Genomic DNA, 14,536 nt, shown 5'->3' on the forward strand with positions numbered 1-14,536 from the left:
CTGGATCTTTCCCGCTGTGCCCCATTCGGTTGCCGCGACGCAAAAGGCTTGGCCACGTCCGAATCGGCGGACGGGTTCTCCTAGTCTGCGCCGGGCAATTGGCAAGGCGCACGAGGCTAGCGCGGCGAACGGCCTGCCGCAATCGCGCCAACCGCCGCTGCGACCTCCGGACCCGGAGGTGCCCCGAAGGGCAGGTTATCGCGATGTTCGGGAAATGCTGGCAGGAGTGGAGGGACTCGAACCCACGGCCCTCGGTTTTGGAGACCGATGCTCTACCAACTGAGCTACACTCCTGCGGGCGGAGGTCCCCCTAGATTGACCCGATGCGGATTACAAGCGGCGATTGATAAGATGCCGACAGATTGCCACCATTGTGCCTTCTGCTAGGACAAGGACCGTGCACGCCCCCCGATCAGAACCGATCATCGAGCCCGAACTGCTGATGCTCGCCTACCGCAGCGGGATCTTCCCGATGGCGGACAACCGCGACGACCCGGAGATCTTCTGGATCGAGCCGCGGCTACGCGCGATCCTGCCACTCGACGGACTGTGCGTGTCCCATTCGCTGGCGCGCAGCCTGCGCCGCGGCCGCTTCACGGTGACCTGCAACGAGGCGTTCTCCCAAGTCATGGATGCCTGCGCCGCGCCGCGCCGGGTGCGCGAGGACGAAGACGGCGACGAAGGCGGCAGCTGGATCAGCCACCGCATCCAGGCCAGCTACGAGAATCTGCAGTTCCTCGGCCATGCCCATTCGATCGAGGTGTGGTCGGGAGAGGGCCCTGCGCGCGAACTGGTCGGCGGACTGTATGGTGTGGGGTTCGACCGGGTGTTCTGCGGCGAATCGATGTTTTCGCGTGTCAGCGATTCGTCGAAGGTCGCGCTGTGCTGGCTGGTGGCGGCTTTGCGGCGCGGCGGCGCCAGCCTGCTAGACTGCCAGTTCATGACCCCGCACCTCGCCTCGCTCGGCGCAGTGGAGATGCCGCAGAAGCGATACCTGTCGCTGCTACAGGACGCGCAGGGCGAGCCATCGGCGTCCCCCGATCAGTTGGCGGCGACGGGTTCCTCGACCGGCTCGGGTTCGGCCGGCGTCGGCGCGGCAGTGGGAGACGGCGTCGCGGCAGGTGCGGGCGTGCTGGCGCTGCCGGACGCTTTCCGCGCGCTGCTGGCGGACGCGGCGTCCTGCGGGCTCGCCTCCTCGCCCGGGAAGCTCATCGCGCAGGCCTTGACCCAGACGTCGTAGACCGGGTGCTCAACCACGTTGAGCGAGGGGTTGTTCTTGAACAGCCAGCCCGAGAACACCTTGCGCCAGGCCAGCTTCTCGGCCGTGGTGCGCCGTTCCTCGACGAACACCTGGACGAAGGCGCCCTCTTCCTGCGGCCGCTCCCACGGGAGCGACTTCTCGCAAGTCGAGACCTTGACGACAAGGTTGCCAAGCCGGCGCGATTCGCCCGGCTTCATCACCATGTCCTGTGTCAGGTTGTTGCGCTTGTTGAGGACGCCGAGCGTGACCACGCGGTCCTTGTTCGGAGTGCCGATCTGCTGGCCGCGGGCCGCTTGTGCAGGGCCGGCAGCCATCCCGGCGATGGCGTCGGGGACCCCTGTGTCCTGCGCCTCAGGCTCGGGTTCGCCGCTTCCGCAGGCGGCGAGGACCGCCAGCAAGGCCAGGCCGGCAAGGCTCCGCACCCGGATCATGCCGTCAGCCTCAGGCGTCCGGGGACCAGGCTTCGTAGTCGCCGGTCGCGGCGGCGCGCACGCCTCCGCGCTCCAGCGCGCCCTGCGGGCGGTACGCCGTGACGGTGCCGGTGGCGTTGGGCGTGTAGTCCACTTCCCAGATCCGCGGCGGCGGCAGGTGGCTTTCGGGGACGCCGTCGTAGGAGTGGTGCAGCCAGCCGTGCCATTCGGCCGGCACGTTGCTGGCATCGTTGGCGCCCACGTACATCACCCAGCGGCGCTCGTAGCCCTCGGTCGTCCTGACGTTCTTGCCGGTGGACCGGAAATACTTGTTGCCTTGCGCGTCGGTGCCGACGTGCTCGCCGTTACGCGCGCTCCAGAGCGAGGTGCCGATGGTGGCGCCGTCCCACCAGGTGAAGATCTTGGACAGGATTCCCATGAGCGGCGCACTAGCCCCTCTGCCCCCCGGAAGGCAAGGGCATTGAGGAGATACGCGATGGAGAAATGCTACCAGCTGACCTTGTCGCCGGCCTTGATCCCGAGTTCGGCAGAGCGGCCGCCGTTGAGTTCGAGAACGCCGGAGGTAACGCCGGTCGAGGACACCGGGGTCTCGTCGTAAGGCACGGCGTTGGCGGCGATGTTGAGGATACGGTGGTCGGTGCCGATGAAGATGATGTCGAGCGGGATCACCGTGTTGCGCATCCAGAACGAGGCGGGACGCGGCGGATTGTTGACGAAGATCATGCCTTCGTCGGCGCCCAGCCGGGTGCGGAACATCAGGCCCTTGGCCTGCTCCTGCGTGGTGGTCGCCACTTCAACCCGGAAGGCGTGGGTACCCTTGGCCGACTTCACCTTGAGCGGCACCACCGGCAGACCCGATTCGGGATGGACGGCGGCCTGCGTGGCCGAAGGCTTGGCGTCGGCGTCGGCACCGCCCTGCGAACAGGCCGCAAAGGCCAGGAGGAAGGCTGCGGCAACACTGCTGCGGGTAAGGCGCATTCAATCGTCTCCGAATTCCGACTCACCCCACTCTTCGAGCGCGGCGGCGTCATCGCTCTCCACGATCCGGCGCGCGATGTCGAGCGGATGCCCGGCGCGCAGCATCGCCGACAGCTGCTTGTCGCGCGCCTTTGGATCGGCAGCGGTTTCGCCGCGCTGAACCGCGAAAGGGCCGAAGCGGCGGCGACGCGCCAGCACCAGCGCGGCGCGGCGCTGCTCGCCTATACCCGGCCGTTCCTCCGCGCGCAGATCCTCGCTCACCCCTGCCTGCCCCAGCGCCTCGCCCACCCGGCGGGCGCCGTAGCCGCGCCGCAGCAGGCTGCCCGCCTTCATGTGCGCCCAGGCCGCATCGTCGACGTAGCCCTGCTCGGCATAACGGCTCACCAGCCCGTCGAGCGGCGGCGTGTCCTCCCCATCCCAGCCCCGTTCCCTAAGCTTGCGCTGGAGATAAAGGCGCAACCTGGCTTGCGTCGTCGCGAAGCGCGCGACATAGGCCAGCGCCAGTTCCTCAAGGCGGACCGGGTTCAGGGGTTTGGGGCCGACACGGCCCTGATTGCGACGCTTGTCCGACATGCTGCCCTATTCGTGCCACACTCAGGCCGGATTGGGGAGAGTGCGTGGGACCGTAATCGGGACGCAAACGCAGCTAACCGGGGTTCACATTGGACCTGTTAGAGGCGCCGATCTCGCGAATACAACGGTATAACAACAACGGGTTAGAACACATGGGCGACACCATCAGCATGGTGCCGAATACGGGTCAGGCACTTATACCGACCCCCAACGAAGATACGCTGGAGCGCGTCTTCGCCGACTTCGCCACCTTCGGCGATGCCCTCGACTATGCCGCGAAAGGCCGGCGCGGGTTCAATTTCCACGATCCGCGCGGCACGCTGACGCGCGTCTATCCCTTCAGCGAGCTGTGCGAGGACGCGATCAAGGTCGCCCATGCGCTGATCGCGCGCGGCGTGAGGAAGGACGACCGCGTCGCCCTCATCGCCGAGACCGGCGTGGATTTCGCGGCGCTGTTCTGCGGCGCGGTCTATGCCGGCGCCTGGCCGGTGCCGCTGCCCCTGCCCACCAGCTTCGGCGGCAAGGATAACTACATCGACCAGCTTGCCGTCCAGCTCGCCAGCTCGGACCCCGTGCTTCTGATCGGCCCCGACGAGATCACCGCGATGACCCAGGCCGCGGCGACGCGCCAAGGCTGCGCCCACGCGACCTGGTCCGACTTCGCCGCCAAGGATGCCCCGGTGGTCGAGCTTCCCAAGGCCAGCCCGGATGACATCTGCTATCTGCAGTATTCCTCCGGCTCCACCCGCTTCCCGCACGGCGTCGCGGTGACCCACAGCCAGTTGCTGGCGAACCTGGCGGCGCACAGCCACGGCATGGATTTCCAGCCCTCGGACCGCTGTGTCTCGTGGCTGCCGTGGTATCACGACATGGGCCTCGTCGGCTGCTTCCTCTCGCTGATCGCCAACCAGGTCTCGGCCGACTACCTCAAGACCGAGGATTTCGCGCGTCGTCCGCTGGCATGGCTCGACCTGATCTCGCGTAACCAGGGCACCACGGCGTCGTACTCGCCGACCTTCGGCTACGACATTTGCGCCCGCCGCATCTCCAGCCAGAGCCCCGTCGCCGACCGCTTCGACCTCTCGCGCTGGCGGATCGCCGGCAACGGCGCCGACATGATCCGCCCTGACGTCATGCAGAACTTCGTCAACGCTTTCGCCGATGCCGGCTTCAAGGCCAGCGCGTTCCTGCCCAGCTACGGCCTTGCCGAAGCGACGCTGGCGGTGACCATCATGCCGCCGGGCGAAGGCATCCGCGTCGAACTGGTAGAGGAGGAGCGCCTGTCGGGCAGCCCCCGCGACCTCAGCCGCCCCGCCCGCTACCGTGCCATCGTCAACTGCGGCAAGCCCGTGCGCGACATGGAAGTGGTGATCCGCGGCGAGGACGGTCACACCCTCGGAGACCACAAGATCGGCAAGGTCTGGTGCCGCGGCACGTCGGTGATGCATTCCTACTTCCGCGATCCCGAGGCGACCGCCGCCTGCATGGTCGACGGCTGGCTGGACACCGGCGACATGGGCTACATGGCACAGGGCTACCTGTTCATCGTCGGCCGCGCCAAGGACATGATCATCATCAACGGCAAGAACCACTGGCCCCAGGACATCGAATGGGCCGTGGAACAGCTGCCGGGCTTCAACCACGGCGACATCGCCGCCTTTTCGGTCGAGATGGACAACGGCGAGGAAACCCCCGCCGTGCTCGTCCACTGCCGCGTCTCCGATCCGGTCAAGCGCCTCGAACTGCGCGAGATGATCCGCGACAAGGTCCGCTCGATCACCGGCATGAACTGCGTCGTCGAACTGGTGCCGCCCAAGAGCCTGCCGCGCACCAGCTCGGGCAAGCTGAGCCGCGCCAAGGCCAAGAAGCTGTACCTTTCGGGCGAGATCGAGCCGTTCAAGCTCGCGGCCTGATCGGCCGCCGGACCGCGTGAAAAGGCAGGGCGCCCTCGGGTTCCCTGCCTTTTTTCTTGCCTTGGGCGCCGTTGGGAACACTTGCACCCGGCGCGGCTTTGTTGCTGCACCATGTCCCAAGACACCCTCCACTCGCAGGCCCCATACGGCATCGACGCCATGCACTGCGAGGTCGAGCGGTTCGCCCGCTGGCGCACGCCGCTGGCCGTGGTGGTCTTCATCGTCGTGCTGGGAAGCGCCCTGCTGGGCTGGCTCGGCGGCGGGCGCGCCAGCGTTACGGCCTACGTCTCTCCCTCGGCGCGCGTCGTGCTGGAGCATGAGCCCATCCTGCGCAGCGGTAACTGGTTCGAGACGGTGCTGACCGTCACCCCTGCCCGCGACGTCACGGACCTCGTCATGGCGATCGACCAGCCGCTCTGGCGCGGCATGAGCATCGACACCATCGCTCCGGATGCCGAAAGTGCCGAAGGTCTGGATGGCACCTACAGCTACCATTTCGGCCCGGTGAAGGCGGGGCAGCCGCTGCGCATCAAGTTCGACGGCCAGATCCAGCCCCGCGCCCTGCGCATACTTGAAGGGGACGTCACCATCGCCGACGACAAGAGCGACCTCATCGCCATCCCCCTCTCGATCACGGTCCTGCCGTAATGGAGATCGTCATCCGCGCCTCGGTGATGTTCATCCTAGTCTATGTCCTGCTGCGCCTCATGGGCAAGCGTGAGCTGGGGCAGATGGCGCCGTTCGAGCTGGTCTCGCTGATCGTCATGGGCGACCTGATCCAGCAGGGCGTCACCCACCAGGACTTCTCGCTGACCGGCGCGACGCTGGCGATCTTCACGTTCGCGGGCTGGAGCTTCGCACTCGGCCTGATCGCACACCGAATCCCGAAGATGCGCCGACTGCTGAAGAGCCGCCCGGTCGTTCTGATCCGGGACGGCAGGCTGTTGCCGGGCAATCTCGACGAAGAGCGCATCGACAACGACGAGCTTGCCATCGAGATGCGACTGGCGGGCATCTCCGGCCTGAACCAGATCGCCTGGGCCATACTCGAGCCCGAAGGCAAGATCAGCTTCATCCGCAAGGACGATGCCGACCAGGACCCGCGCGCGGCGGACGATTCGCAGGTCGCCTGAGCATCAGGGGAGAGCTTCCTTCTCCTCCTCCCACTTCGGCATCGGCGGCAGGGCCAGCAGCAGCGCCCCGCCCAGCGCGCAGGCGATCGCCCCGGCCCAGAGGAACGGCTCGTAATTGCCGGCCATGTCGTAGACCTTCCCTGCGATCCAAGGTCCCAGGCCCGAGGCCAGCGCCACCAGTGCCGACATCACGCCGTAGATCATCCCGAAGTTGCGCATGCCTGCATAGCCGGCGGTAAGGAACGCGGTGATCTGGGTCTTGGAGCCCGCAGCATAGCCGTTGATGATCATCGCCAGCAGCAGCGCGGGCGTGGAATCGAGCCACCATATCAGCACGAAGAACGTCACCGCAGTGACGCCCATGGTCACGCTGCCGGTCCAGTTGGGCCGGAACCTGTCGAGCAGCGCCCCGGTAACCAGCTTGCCGATGATCCCGGCGATGCCGCCGAGCGAAAGCAACCACGCCGCCTGCGTGCGCGGCACGCCAGCCTCGGTCAGGATCGGGAAGAGGTGCATGGCGAGGCCGATGGTCATGGCCATCACGATGAACGAGGAGATCGCCACCTGCGCCAGCGCCAGGCTGCGCAGCGCCTGCCGCTTCGTAAGCCCGGGCAGGATGACGACAGGCCGCGCGACCAGTCCGGCCTTCGCCTCCTTCGCCTTGCGGTCGTGGGCGTCGGTGAGGAACAACCAGCACAGGACCAGCGTAACCCCGCCCCAGCCGAGCCCGAACCAGACATAGGCCGCCCGCCAGCCGAAGCTCTCGATCAGGAAATTGCCGAGCGGCGGCACCAGGGTCTGCGCGATCGCGGGACCGGTCACCGCAAGGCCGAGCGCTAGGCCCCTGCCCTTGCTGAAGGCGCCCGCGACGGCGGTGGTCCAGATGGTCGACTTGATGCTGGTGAGGATGAAGCCGAAGACGACCCACATCACCACCCACTGCGCCTTGGAGCCGCTGGCGAATGCGAACATGCAGGTCGCGCCCATGGTCACCGCGACGCCCGGCAGGCCCAGCCGACGCGAACCGAAGCGGTCGATAAGGGCACCGTAGAAGGGCGATAGCAGCGCAGTAACGGCGGTCGCGATGGCAGGGCCCATCGAGAGCGTCGCGCGGTCCCATCCGAACTCGCGCTCCAGCGGCTGGATGAACAGGCCGGTGGCGGACAGCAGGACGGAGAAGAACGAGAAGCCAGCCATGGCCGCGACCACGATCGGCCAGCCGCGTTTCCACTCCTCGCGCGCGCCTTCGGTCCGTGTCCCCATGTGCCTCTCCTCTTATGAGGCGACACTAGGCCAAACCGCGCAATCTCCAACCGCCGCGGCGATGGCGGACGGCGTCAGATCTCGCGGTGCAGTTCCAGGTAGTCGTTGGGGATGCGAAGGGCCTTTGCGGCGACCTGTGTCTCGCGCAGGAACAGTACCAGCGCGACCAGCAGCAGCACGATCGAGGCGAGGAAGGTCATCGCCGCCGCCGTGTGCCAGTCGCGGCCGCTGAGCCCCGAGAGGAACAGGATCGCCACGGTCACGCCGATCGCGAGGCCCGAAAGCACCATCATGCGCACGGCCTGGGTGATGAGGGTGGTGCGCCGATGGACCAGGCGCAGTTCGCTGACGATCATGTCGTGCTGGGGCCCGTCCGTTGTGCCGTGCTGTTCCTGCAACAGCCGCGCGCGGTCCACCACGCGTCCCAGCCGCGACGAGAGGACGTTGAGGATGTTGCCGATGGCAACCAGCACGAAAACCGGGGTCAGGGCGAGCTGTATGGTCTGGACGATCATGCCGCCCTCCATGCAATATTATCGCTGCGGGGCACAGGGCCTTGCCAGCAGACAGACGCCGTTATCCGCAAAGCGGACATCCGCAAGGCTGGCCGCCAGCCCGCAACCGCCCGGCGCGATCGTCGCACCGGCGATCACCACCTCGCCCTCGCGGGGGATCACGAGCAGCGCGGCGGGGTAGCGGACGGCGACCTCGGCGGTCGGGGCACCGGCGACCTGATCGAGCACGAACAGCGGCCCATCGACCAGCGGCTGCGAACCATGCGCGGGAACCCGCTTGTGCCAGCGGCCGACCCCATAAGGCTCGCCTTTCGCCACCGCGACGCCGTCCTCCAGATGCAGCTCGCGCGGGCGGCCGTAGTCGTAGAGACGATAGGTGATGTCGCTGTTCTGCTGCACTTCGATCAGGCTAATCCCGGCGCCGATGGCATGGACGGTATTCGCCGGGATATAGAAGAAATCGCCAGGTGCGACCTCGTACCAGCTCATCAGTCCCTCGATCGAGCCGTCGAGCGCGGCGGCGCGCATTGCCTCTGCGGAAATCGGCCCCTCAAACCCCATGCCGAGCTTCGCGCCCGGCTCGGCGGCGACGATGAGCCAGCACTCTTCCTTGCCCTGCCGGCCGAGGCCCCGCTCGATCGTCTGCGCGTCCGTCGGATGGACCTGCACCGACAACGCCTCGCTGGTGAAGATGTACTTCACCAGCAGTTCCGGCAGCGCGGCGGGCGGCTCGAACCAGATCTCACCGATCCGCTGGCCTTCCGGCGCGGAAAAAGGCGCGGGAAGCCGGTCCTTGCCCCAGGGCTTCTCGACCTCACGGATCGGCAGGGCGGCACTCATCTGCGCAGGTTCATTGATTGACGGCTCCTGAAAGCTTGCCCACTTTCTGTACGCCGGAAACGGTGGTGATCATGATGTCGTTCCCGTCGACGACGACGATCACGTCTTCCAGCCCCACCACCGAGACGCGCGGCCCGTCGCTGTCTACCAGCACGTTGCGGCAGTCGACCATCTCGACTTCGCCGGCGCCGCGGACCGAATTCCCGTCCTCGTCGCGGTCGAGCGCTTCGTGGAGCGCGTGCCAGTTGCCGATGTCCGACCAGTTCATGTCGGCCGGCACCATGGCGGCGCGCGTGGTGTTCTCCATCACCGCGTAGTCGACCGAATCGCTGGGCACCTGCGCGAAAAGGTCGGCATGGGGATGGAAGCGCTGGCCATCCTCGCTCCCCTTGGCGACCGCCTCGGCAACGCCGGCGGCAATCTGCGGACGGTGGGCCTCCAGCTCGGCGATGAAGTCCTTGACGCGGAACGCGAAGATGCCGCCGTTCCAGGCATAGATGCCTTCCGCAAGGAAGGCCTTGGCGCGTTCGAGGTCGGGCTTCTCGACGAACTGGGCGGTGCGGTAGGCCGTTTCGGAGATCGCCTCGCCGCGCTTGAGGTAGCCGAAGCCGGTCTCGGGCGCGGTGGCTTCGATGCCGAAGGAGACCAGCCAGCCGTCCTGCGCCAGGTCGGCAGCCGCGCAGGCGGCGACCGCGAAGGCCTCGGCATTGCCGATGTGGTGATCGCTCGGGCAGACCAGCATGACCGCATCCTCGGGCAGGCGGTAGGCCGCCAGCGCGATGGCGGCGGCCGTGTTGCGCGCCGCCGGCTCGACGATCACCTGCGCGCCCTCGATGCTGCCGAGCTGCCTCTCGACATGCTCGAGATGCTTGTGCCCGGTGACAACGACGGGCGCGGCAAAGCCACCCGACGCGGGACAGCGGGCCAGCGCGGCCTCGAACAGCGTGTTGTCGCCGACGAGCGGCAGGAACGGCTTCGGCTTGCCGGCGCGGCTGCGAGGCCAGAGGCGCGTGCCGCTGCCTCCACAAAGGATCACGGGAACGATCGTGGGCATGAAATCTTTCGCTCGTCGAATGCGGGCAGGGTGACTTGATGTAATAGCCGGTGCTTGCTGCATTGCAACGTCACAGGTTATGTTGACGCTCAGTAAAACCAGCGTTGTCGCCAGCGATAGACTGCGGCGACCGGCAACCCCTCCGCATTACGCGCGGGGCGGAACCGAAAACGCTTCTGCGCCAGAGCGCAGGTCACTGCGTCGGCCTGCGGATCGGGGCTTGGCTGGATTACCCGGCAACCCGTCGCCCTGCCGTCCACGCCTACCGAGAGGTCGATGGTGACGGAGGCGCCGATGCGCAGGTCCCGGGTCTTGCGCGGATAGTCGCCGGCAGAACTGATGTCGCCGGCGATCTTGACGGTAGGAGCGCTCCCGCCGCCTCCGCCGGTGCCGCTCCCGCCCGATCCGGCGCCCGTCCCGCTTCCGTCACCGAACGCGCCCGTGCCCTCGCCCTGCCTGCTCGCGCCCGCAGCATCCGCCCGGCCCTGGCCGGCCACCGGCGGCGCCTGGGTGGGCATGACGACCAGCGGCGCCTTCGGCGCGGCAACGGGGCGCGGGTCGGCCCGCCGCCCGGGCGCACCGGCAGCACCCTCCCCGCCGCGCAACGCAGTCCGGGGCGAAACCGCGGGAACGGGTTCACGAGAGGGCGGCGGCGGCGTGACAAGCTCGACCGAGAACGCCTGCGTTACTGTCCGCACCGCCTGCGCTGCGAACTGCGGCGTAAACGCCCGCACGAGCGCCGCGATCACGGCAAGGTGGATCAGCAGCACCAGCGCCGCGACGCTCCAGCGGGGCCGCCGGCCGGTCAGGTATGACATTCGATAAGACTGACGCCTCATGCCCCGCCGATCGCACGAGCGGACAACCGCGCGCAAGCTTTGACAAGGCGTGCGCGCCCCCCCATTCCCCTGACCGACACCGAGTTCGCATATGCGACCGGCAGGCGGACTATGACCATGGGAGAGGCGCAATGACCGACACCTTCGAATCCGTACGATGCACCCATGACGGCGTGGACCTGGAAGGCTTCATGGCCCGCCCCGCCGGGGACGAGCCCCATCCGGCCGTGCTGATGTTTCCCGGTGCGACGGGCCCCGGCCCCGCCTTCCGCGGCGCCGTGCGCGAACTGGCCGAGGTAGGCTATGTCGCGGTGGGCATCGACATGTACGGGCGCGACGCCGACGTTTCGAGCCCACAGGCCGCCGGCACGTACTTCGCGCAGCTCATGGCGCGGCCCGAAGCCATCCGCGAGCGTACTGTCGCGTGGTTCGAGGCCGTCCAGGCGCTGCCTGTCGTCGATCCGGAGCGGATCGCCGCAATAGGCTACTGCTTCGGCGGCAAGTGCGTTCTCGAACTCGCCCGCAGCGGTGCGGCGGTGGCCTGCGTGTCGAGCTTTCACGGCCTGCTCACCACCCATGCACCGGCGCTGGCCGGAGCGGTCTCCGCCCGGGTCGCCGTATGGTCGGGCGGCCGCGATCCATACGCACCGATCGCGGAGTTCGACGGCTTGCGCGCCGAATTCGACGCGGCCCACGTCGATTACCAGGCCACCCTGTTCGCAAGGGCGCAACATTCGTTCACCGACCCCGATCACGACGGTATCGCTGAGGGGATAGCCTATGACCTGACGGCACACCGAATTGCCTGGAGCGGCACACTCGCGCTTCTGAAGGTAGCGCTGTCGGTGTGAGCGGCTGAACAGCTGTTACAAATGCGCCACAACGAGGCATGAATTCGCATATACGATGCATCTTCCTCCATTGTGAACTGAATTCCCGCCAGTTATTCTTGCAAACAGACGAGGGATTCGTACTGTTTCCCCAAGCCAAGAACTGATGCCGGCATTCGGCACGATGGGGAGATGAGGATAGACGCTGGGGGGCGTCACACGCGGTTATCCGCGCTGCGATGCAGTATGCCTGCCGGGCACTTCCCCAAATTTTGAATCCCATAAACGAACTTGCGCAGACCGGAACGCCGGCTGCGATGCCGCATCAGTCGGCTGAAAAGAAAACAAGGTTTCCGGAGGAGAGGAAAGTCATGATTACACGGAATTTCAGGAATGCGCTGATGCTCGGCGCCGCATTTGCCGGGACGTCGGCGGCAGCTCCGGCCTTCGCGCAAAGCTCGGAGGCGATCAATCCTGGCGACATCATCGTCACCGCCCGCCGTACCGAGGAACGGCTTCAGGACGTGCCGATCTCGATGACCGTCTACAGCGGCGACCAGATCGAGAAGCGCAACATCGCTGTCGCCTCCGATCTCGCCGCGTTCACGCCCTCGCTCTCCGTCAACACCCGTTACGGCCCTGAGAAGTCGACCTACTCGATCCGCGGCTTCAACCAGGACGCGGCGACCGCCCCGACCGTGGGCGTCTATTTCGCCGACGTCGTCGGCGTGCGCGCGCAGGGCGGCACCGCGGGCGGCAACAGCGTCGGCGCGGGCGCCTTCACCGACCTCCAGAACGTCCAGGTCCTGAAAGGTCCGCAGGGCACCCTGCAGGGCCGCAACACCACCGGCGGCGCCGTCATGCTGGTGCCGTCCAAGCCGACCGACGTGCTCGAAGGATCGCTCGAAGGCACTTACGGCAACTATGACCAGAAGCGTGTCCAGGCGGTGTTCAACGCCCCGCTCGCCGAGACCTTCAAGGTCCGCCTCTCGATCGACCGCAACGAGCGCGACGGCTACATGAAGAACCACTCGGGCGTCGGTCCGAAGGACTTCAACGACGTCAACTACTTCTACGGCCGCCTCAGCATCGTGGCCGACCTGACGCCGGAACTCGAGAATTACACGATCTTCCACTACAGCCGCTCGGACACCAACGGCTACGCCTCGCACTACGAAAGCTGCGACCGCAACCCCGCCTCGCCGCTCGCGGGCGGCAGCCTGACACGCTACTACACCGCGCTTTCCGGCTGCGATCAGATCGACCGCCAGGCCGCCCGCGGCGACGGCCCGCTCGACGTCGAGGTGAGCAATCCCAACCCGCGCATGTTCCTGCGCCAGTGGCAGGCAATCAACACCACCACCTGGCAGGCCAGCGACACGCTGACGGTCAAGAACATCGTCAGCTACGGCGAGTACCGCGAACAGAGCCAGTTCCAGCTCTACAGCGACAACTTCTTTATCCCGAACACGCCGGTAACCCAGTTCTTCGCATCGCGCGGCGGTCCGCGTCCGGGTCAGCCCTACGACTACATCCAGCTCGGCACGCAGCCCGGCTACAACGCAGCGGCGGAATCGACCACCACCGAGGAACTCCAGCTGCAGGGCCGCTCGGCTGACGGCAAGTTCAACTTCGTGGTCGGCGGCTATCTCGAATTCAGTCGCCCGCTCGGCTGGAACCAGCAGCGCACGGGCATCTACGGCAACTGCGTGGATCCCGGCATCATGGACTGCACGGGCGGCCTCCCGCTCGTGCCGATCGCTCCGGGCGTGACTGTGCCGGGCTCCATCATTTCGGAATCGCGCACCAAGCTCGCCTTCGACAACCACGGCATCTTCGCGCAGGGCACCTACCACTTCACCGACCAGCTCGCGCTGACCGCCGGTGGCCGCTGGACCTTCGACAAGATCGACGGGTATTCGGAAAGCAACCGTTACACGCTCGCCACCATTCCCGGCCGCGGTACGCTGCCGGTAGCGCGCAGCTGCAACGACGTGCTCAACCATCCGACCGTCAACCTGCTCACCAACGGCGGCGACACCTCCGCCTGCGGCACCCGCATCGTCAACAAGTCGAACAAGCCGACGTGGCTGATCGACCTCGACTTCAAGCCGACGGCCGACACCCTGTTCTACGCCAAGTATGCGCGCGGCTATCGCCAGGGCACGGTCAACTTCACCAACCCGGGTCTCGAAACCGCGAAGCCCGAAAAGGTCGATGCCTACGAAGTGGGCGCCAAGCTGACCTTCCGTGGGTCGCTGCCTGGGTACTTCAACGTCGCCGGCTTCTGGAACGACTTCTCGAACCAGCAGGTCTTCGGCGCGCTGGTCGCCAAGCAGGGCAGTGGCCTCGCCGGCGGTGCGGCGATCATCAACGCGGGCAAGTCGGTCATCAAGGGCGTCGAGGTCGATGCGGGGATCTCGCCGTTCCAGGGCATGCGCCTCTCGGCCGGTTACACCTACCTCGACACCGAGCTGAAGGAACTCGTCGCACCGACGCTTTCGGCCGACAGCCCGTTCGAGCAGATCATCCCGCGCGGCGTGGTCGGCGGTCCGCTGACCTATTCGCCCAAGCACAAGCTGTCGGTCTCGGGCGATTACACCGTGCCGCTGGGCGAGAACGTGGGTGAGCTGAACTTCGGGGCGATCTATACCTACACCGCCAGCCAGTTCGTGGACGGCAACAACAAGATCCCCGGCTACAACCTGCTCAACCTCAACGCGAGCATCACCGATGTCGGCGGCACCGGCTTCGACCTCGCCTTCTTCGGCCAGAACATCACCAACAAGCACTACCGCACGACTTCGGGCGGCGGCTACGAAAGCGCCGGCGTCATCGACTTCATGTACGGTGCGCCGCGCATGTACGGCGTGCGCCTGAAGTACGCCTTCGGCAGCTGATCACAA

14 protein-coding genes, 1 tRNA gene and 1 pseudogene are annotated in these 14,536 nt (G+C 66.7%); 6 read left to right on the forward strand and 10 right to left on the reverse strand.

Annotated elements, in window-relative coordinates:
• Positions 1 to 218: 218 nt before the first annotated feature.
• Positions 219 to 294 (reverse strand) — tRNA-Trp (locus AC07M9_RS11175).
• Between the two features lie 103 nt (positions 295 to 397).
• On the opposite strand from AC07M9_RS11175, the gene aat reads away from it, so the two are divergent.
• Positions 398 to 1,240: a leucyl/phenylalanyl-tRNA--protein transferase gene (gene aat / locus AC07M9_RS11180; protein WP_494883759.1), complete on the forward strand. Its 843-nt coding sequence runs from the start codon at positions 398 to 400 to the stop codon at positions 1,238 to 1,240.
• 35 nt (positions 1,241 to 1,275) lie between these two features.
• Here aat and AC07M9_RS11185 read toward each other — a convergent pair.
• The 4 genes and pseudogenes from AC07M9_RS11185 to AC07M9_RS11200 all read right to left on the reverse strand — a co-directional run.
• Positions 1,276 to 1,692 (reverse strand): annotated as a pseudogene (locus AC07M9_RS11185) (DUF2155 domain-containing protein); the annotation flags it as partial.
• Positions 1,693 to 1,702: 10 nt separating this feature from the next.
• A complete protein-coding gene (locus tag AC07M9_RS11190; RefSeq protein ID WP_494883760.1) occupies positions 1,703 to 2,110 on the reverse strand; it encodes an NADH:ubiquinone oxidoreductase subunit NDUFA12 in 408 nt (135 codons plus the stop codon).
• Between the two features lie 68 nt (positions 2,111 to 2,178).
• Complete coding sequence (locus AC07M9_RS11195) at positions 2,179 to 2,670, reverse strand: DUF192 domain-containing protein (protein WP_494883761.1); 492 nt, start codon at positions 2,668 to 2,670, stop codon at positions 2,179 to 2,181.
• A complete protein-coding gene (locus AC07M9_RS11200) occupies positions 2,671 to 3,243 on the reverse strand; it encodes a regulatory protein RecX (protein ID WP_494883762.1) in 573 nt (190 codons plus the stop codon).
• Positions 3,244 to 3,395: 152 nt separating this feature from the next.
• Between AC07M9_RS11200 and AC07M9_RS11205 the strand changes: the two genes are divergently transcribed.
• The 3 genes from AC07M9_RS11205 (at position 3,396) to AC07M9_RS11215 (ending at position 6,289) form a co-directional block, all read left to right on the forward strand.
• Positions 3,396 to 5,156 carry a fatty acyl-AMP ligase gene (locus tag AC07M9_RS11205; protein WP_494883763.1) on the forward strand — a complete coding sequence of 587 codons (1,761 nt, stop codon included), beginning with the start codon at positions 3,396 to 3,398 and terminating at the stop codon, positions 5,154 to 5,156.
• Positions 5,157 to 5,267: 111 nt separating this feature from the next.
• A complete protein-coding gene (locus AC07M9_RS11210) occupies positions 5,268 to 5,804 on the forward strand; it encodes a hypothetical protein (RefSeq protein WP_494883764.1) in 537 nt (178 codons plus the stop codon).
• Positions 5,804 to 6,289 carry a DUF421 domain-containing protein gene (locus AC07M9_RS11215; protein ID WP_494883765.1) on the forward strand — a complete coding sequence of 162 codons (486 nt, stop codon included), beginning with the start codon at positions 5,804 to 5,806 and terminating at the stop codon, positions 6,287 to 6,289. Before AC07M9_RS11210 ends, AC07M9_RS11215 begins: the two co-directional genes overlap by 1 nt.
• A 3-nt stretch (positions 6,290 to 6,292) precedes the next feature.
• On the opposite strand, the gene AC07M9_RS11220 is transcribed toward AC07M9_RS11215, so the two are convergent.
• From AC07M9_RS11220 to AC07M9_RS11240, 5 genes are all read right to left on the reverse strand, one after another.
• Positions 6,293 to 7,552 carry an MFS transporter gene (locus AC07M9_RS11220; protein WP_494883766.1) on the reverse strand — a complete coding sequence of 420 codons (1,260 nt, stop codon included), beginning with the start codon at positions 7,550 to 7,552 and terminating at the stop codon, positions 6,293 to 6,295.
• 74 nt (positions 7,553 to 7,626) lie between these two features.
• Positions 7,627 to 8,067 carry a DUF2721 domain-containing protein gene (locus tag AC07M9_RS11225; RefSeq protein WP_494883767.1) on the reverse strand — a complete coding sequence of 147 codons (441 nt, stop codon included), beginning with the start codon at positions 8,065 to 8,067 and terminating at the stop codon, positions 7,627 to 7,629.
• Positions 8,068 to 8,085: 18 nt separating this feature from the next.
• Positions 8,086 to 8,907, reverse strand: a complete 822-nt coding sequence (locus tag AC07M9_RS11230; RefSeq protein WP_494883768.1) for a class I mannose-6-phosphate isomerase — start codon at positions 8,905 to 8,907, stop codon at positions 8,086 to 8,088.
• A 10-nt stretch (positions 8,908 to 8,917) separates the two neighbouring features.
• Complete coding sequence (locus AC07M9_RS11235) at positions 8,918 to 9,961, reverse strand: mannose-1-phosphate guanylyltransferase (RefSeq protein WP_494883769.1); 1,044 nt, start codon at positions 9,959 to 9,961, stop codon at positions 8,918 to 8,920.
• A gap of 89 nt (positions 9,962 to 10,050) precedes the next feature.
• A complete protein-coding gene (locus AC07M9_RS11240) occupies positions 10,051 to 10,779 on the reverse strand; it encodes a TonB family protein (RefSeq protein WP_494883770.1) in 729 nt (242 codons plus the stop codon).
• A 152-nt stretch (positions 10,780 to 10,931) separates the two neighbouring features.
• On the opposite strand from AC07M9_RS11240, the gene AC07M9_RS11245 reads away from it, so the two are divergent.
• A complete protein-coding gene (locus tag AC07M9_RS11245) occupies positions 10,932 to 11,651 on the forward strand; it encodes a dienelactone hydrolase family protein (RefSeq protein ID WP_494883771.1) in 720 nt (239 codons plus the stop codon).
• Positions 11,652 to 12,001: 350 nt separating this feature from the next.
• Complete coding sequence (locus AC07M9_RS11250; protein WP_494883772.1) at positions 12,002 to 14,530, forward strand: TonB-dependent receptor; 2,529 nt, start codon at positions 12,002 to 12,004, stop codon at positions 14,528 to 14,530.
• The last annotated feature ends 6 nt before the right edge of the window (positions 14,531 to 14,536 follow it).

The organism is Novosphingobium sp. GW821-FHT09E05 (assembly GCF_059416165.1).

Excerpts from the sequence above, each read along its gene's own strand:
- AC07M9_RS11250 (WP_494883772.1), top strand. The coding sequence starts at position 12,002 with ATGATTACACGGAATTTCAGGAATGCGCTGATGCTCGGCGCCGCATTT.
- AC07M9_RS11235 (WP_494883769.1), bottom strand. The coding sequence starts at position 9,961 with ATGCCCACGATCGTTCCCGTGATCCTTTGTGGAGGCAGCGGCACGCGC.
- AC07M9_RS11205 (WP_494883763.1), top strand. The coding sequence starts at position 3,396 with ATGGGCGACACCATCAGCATGGTGCCGAATACGGGTCAGGCACTTATA.
- AC07M9_RS11225 (WP_494883767.1), bottom strand. The coding sequence starts at position 8,067 with ATGATCGTCCAGACCATACAGCTCGCCCTGACCCCGGTTTTCGTGCTG.
- AC07M9_RS11195 (WP_494883761.1), bottom strand. The coding sequence starts at position 2,670 with ATGCGCCTTACCCGCAGCAGTGTTGCCGCAGCCTTCCTCCTGGCCTTT.
- AC07M9_RS11230 (WP_494883768.1), bottom strand. The coding sequence starts at position 8,907 with ATGAGTGCCGCCCTGCCGATCCGTGAGGTCGAGAAGCCCTGGGGCAAG.
- AC07M9_RS11245 (WP_494883771.1), top strand. The coding sequence starts at position 10,932 with ATGACCGACACCTTCGAATCCGTACGATGCACCCATGACGGCGTGGAC.
- AC07M9_RS11215 (WP_494883765.1), top strand. The coding sequence starts at position 5,804 with ATGGAGATCGTCATCCGCGCCTCGGTGATGTTCATCCTAGTCTATGTC.
- AC07M9_RS11210 (WP_494883764.1), top strand. The coding sequence starts at position 5,268 with ATGTCCCAAGACACCCTCCACTCGCAGGCCCCATACGGCATCGACGCC.
- AC07M9_RS11190 (WP_494883760.1), bottom strand. The coding sequence starts at position 2,110 with ATGGGAATCCTGTCCAAGATCTTCACCTGGTGGGACGGCGCCACCATC.
- AC07M9_RS11200 (WP_494883762.1), bottom strand. The coding sequence starts at position 3,243 with ATGTCGGACAAGCGTCGCAATCAGGGCCGTGTCGGCCCCAAACCCCTG.
- AC07M9_RS11220 (WP_494883766.1), bottom strand. The coding sequence starts at position 7,552 with ATGGGGACACGGACCGAAGGCGCGCGCGAGGAGTGGAAACGCGGCTGG.
- AC07M9_RS11240 (WP_494883770.1), bottom strand. The coding sequence starts at position 10,779 with ATGTCATACCTGACCGGCCGGCGGCCCCGCTGGAGCGTCGCGGCGCTG.